This window comes from Nocardia sp. NPDC058497 (genome assembly GCF_042720195.1).
Lineage (GTDB): Bacteria > Actinomycetota > Actinomycetes > Mycobacteriales > Mycobacteriaceae > Nocardia.
Map to the genome: position 1 here is coordinate 1 of NZ_JBHXMY010000669.1, position 2994 is coordinate 2994.

Below are 2994 nucleotides of genomic sequence, written 5' to 3' on the forward strand. Positions count from 1 at the left end.
CCGCATATCCATGCTTACCCGCCCGCGCAGCGGCTTGGTGCCCGACAACAACTCATGCATGACGCTCAGCGCGGACCCGCACAGGATCAGCCTTCCCGGTGGGCCGCTACCTCGTTGCGCGCCATCGAAGAGATGTTGTAGCAGTGACGGAAGCTCTGGCGCATGGGCGGTCAGATAGGGGAACTCGACGATCACCAGCAGCGGTGGCAGGCCGCGTGGCGTCGTCCGGGCAGCCACATCCAGGGCTGATCGAATCAATTGTTCCCAGGGCTCCACTGTTCCGCCGCTCGGTGGGACAAGACCGACATGCCCGGCGACATCACTGCTGAATCGGATTCGCGCTGCCCGATCACCCTCGTCCTGCACGCATACCGTATACAGGCCGCCGACTTCTCGGCAGGCCGCAGCCAAAATGTGTGTCTTCCCGGTCCGCCGCCGCCCGGATACCAGGCCGATCCGCAGCGGTCCCTCGGCACCGCCCTCGAACAGGAACCGATCCAGCACCCCCCACTGCCGTTCCCGGCCGACCACCGCTTCAGGCTTCTCCACCACGGCCTCCAAGGTAAATTCATTTACCATTATTTCAGTAGGTGAGTTTACCTACCTCTGGCTTGCGGTGTCATCGCATCCGTTGCGGTTGGTGGCTGGGGGCGATTAGGTGGTCATCGCCGGGACTTCCAGCGAGGCCAAGTGCCCGTCGACCATCCGGTAGACCGCGTCCATGCGGTGCAGGTGGGTGGGGTCGTGGGTGACCAGGATCGTCGCCGCGCGGTGCTCGCGGGCGATGGTGGTGATCAGGTCGAGGACGGCCGCGCCGCGTTCGGAGTCCAGGGCGCTGGTCGGTTCGTCGACGACGAGCAGGGCGGGGTCGTTCATCAGGGCGCGGGCGATATTGACGCGCTGGCGTTGTCCGCCGGACAGCTGGGCCGGGCGCTTGCCCGCGTGCTCGGACAGGCCGACGGCATCGAGCAATTCCCGTGCACGGGAATTGGTTTCGCTGCGTCCGGCGCGTGGTTTGCCACCGAGGTGCGCGGTGACCTCCAGCTGTTCGAGCGCCGTCAGCGCCGGAATGAGGTTCGGCTGCTGGAAGACGATGCCCATCGCGGTGCGGCGGACCTCGGCCGCGGCGCGCCTGCTCAGCGTCGCGAGATCGGTGCTGCCCGTGTCGGTATCGAGGACGACGGCGCCCGAGTCCGGCCGGATCAGCGTCGCCGCCACGGCGAGCAGGCTCGACTTGCCCGAGCCGGACGGGCCGGTGACCGCGGCGATCGTGCCGCCGGGGACGTGCATGGACACCCGGTCGAGGGCGGTGAGCCTGCCCGCGCCGTCGGGGTAGGTGAGGGTGACTTCGGTGAGGGTCAGTGCCATGGGGAGTCCTTCAGCGGGTCGCGCCGAGCGCGGTCAGCGGATCGGTGGTGAACAGGAAGCGCAGCGCGACCGCGGCGCCGAGGAGGCCGAGCAGGATCAGGGCCAGCGCGGGCACCAGCGTGGTCGAGGGCGACAGTACGAACGGCATGGCGTCACCCAGGAACAACGAGGCCACCGCGGTGATGCCGAGACCGATCGTGACGCCGGCGGCCAGCACGATCGCGGCCTGCGCCAGTGCGTCGACGGCCAGCGAACCGGTGGTGGCGCCGAGGGCTTTCAACGTGGCGATGTCGGGCTGGCGCTGCACGGTCCACACCGTGAAGAAGGCGCCGATGACCAGCGCGGAGATCGCGAACAGCAATACCGTCATCAGGGTGAGTGAGCTGTTCTCGGCCTGGTAGGAGCCGATCGCCTGGACGGCGTCCCGCGCGGGCACCGTGTGCGTTCCGGCCTCGGTGTCGAGGTCGTCGCGCGGTGCGTCGCCGGTCACCGCGAGCACGGTCGCCGCGCCCGAGCGCGGGCTCGCGGCCTGCCAATCTCGCATGCTGGTCCAGATCACCGGGGTGTGGCTGTACCACTCGTCGCCCGCGACGCCGGCCACGGTGAATTCGTGGCCCGCGAGCAGGATGGTGTCGCCGGTGCCCGCGGCGAGTTCCCTGGCCGCGGCCGAGCTCAGCACCACGGCTCCCGGAGCGGTAGCAGGGCGATTGCTGAACGCCGACGGGTCACCGCCGAACAACGCGACCTGTTCCGGGTTGGCCCCCGCGTGCTCGGCGCGGGCGCGGGAGATGCCGATCGGGGTGGCGGTGATCCCGCCGGCCGACTGCCACCGCGCCACCTGCTGCTCGGTGAGTACCGACGAGTCGAAGGACGGATCGGCGCCGGTTTCGGCGAAAACCACCTGGTCGGCGTCGACGCCCTGGACCGCCGAAATGTTCTGGTGCGCCAGCCCGGCGGTGAGGCCGCTGAGGAAACTGACCAGCACGGCCACCAGGAGGACGACAGTGGTGATGAGCAGGAAGCGGCCGCGGGCGGCCCGCAGATCTCGGAGTGCGACGAACATGGCTCCACTCTCGCCGCGCACGACCGCCGTGCCATCGCACCGGCGCACGAAACGCCGTCCTCCCAAGGTCTGCCCGCGTTTACACCTTTCGATGGATGCCGGGCCGGTTGCCGCACATAAGCTGGTCGGGTGAACTCGTCCCCACTGACCCCGGTGGTCACCACGCTGCGGCTCGGCCTGCATGTGCTGGTGACGGTGCTGGCGGTGGTGGTCGCGGTGCGGGCGCTGTTGCCCGGCGGCGGTGGGCACGGAGTGTGGGTGCTCGTCCTGACGGTGGTGTGGCTGGCCGTCTACTTCGCGGGCACCGAGCTGCCTCGGCGCTCGGGAGACCGGGTCGCCGCGGGCGCTCCGGCATCGGTCGTCGAGTCGGATGCCGCGCGCGTGACGAGTCCTCGGGGTCCGGTACCGGTGTGGAATTCGTGGGTGGTGTCGGTGTGGCTGGCCACGCTCACCGTGCTGTGGCTGGCGCTGCTCGGGCTCACTCCGGACGCGGTGTATCTCGCCTTCGGGTTGTTCTTCGTCTACCTGCATCTGCTGCCGCGACCGTGGAAACAGGTCGCGGT

The 2994-nt window shown here is 69.2% G+C and carries 3 protein-coding genes and 1 pseudogene; 1 reads left to right on the forward strand and 3 read right to left on the reverse strand.

All coding sequences use genetic code 11. From position 1 onward, the window contains the following. The 3 genes from ACFWPJ_RS29180 to ACFWPJ_RS29190 form a co-directional block, all read right to left on the reverse strand. Nucleotides 1–579, reverse strand: a 579-nt coding sequence (locus tag ACFWPJ_RS29180) for an ATP-binding protein (RefSeq protein WP_378856171.1), incomplete at its 3' end; no start/stop codon positions are given. 75 nt (nucleotides 580–654) lie between these two features. Continuing rightward, nucleotides 655–1368 (reverse strand): ABC transporter ATP-binding protein, encoded by a 714-nt coding sequence (locus ACFWPJ_RS29185; protein ID WP_378856173.1) that lies wholly within the window; start codon nucleotides 1366–1368, stop codon nucleotides 655–657. A gap of 10 nt (nucleotides 1369–1378) precedes the next feature. Further along, entirely contained in the window at nucleotides 1379–2431 is a 1053-nt protein-coding gene (locus ACFWPJ_RS29190) for an ABC transporter permease (protein WP_378856175.1), read from the reverse strand. A gap of 129 nt (nucleotides 2432–2560) precedes the next feature. On the opposite strand from ACFWPJ_RS29190, the pseudogene ACFWPJ_RS29195 reads away from it, so the two are divergent. Then, nucleotides 2561–2994, forward strand: a pseudogene (locus ACFWPJ_RS29195) (sensor histidine kinase); the annotation flags it as partial.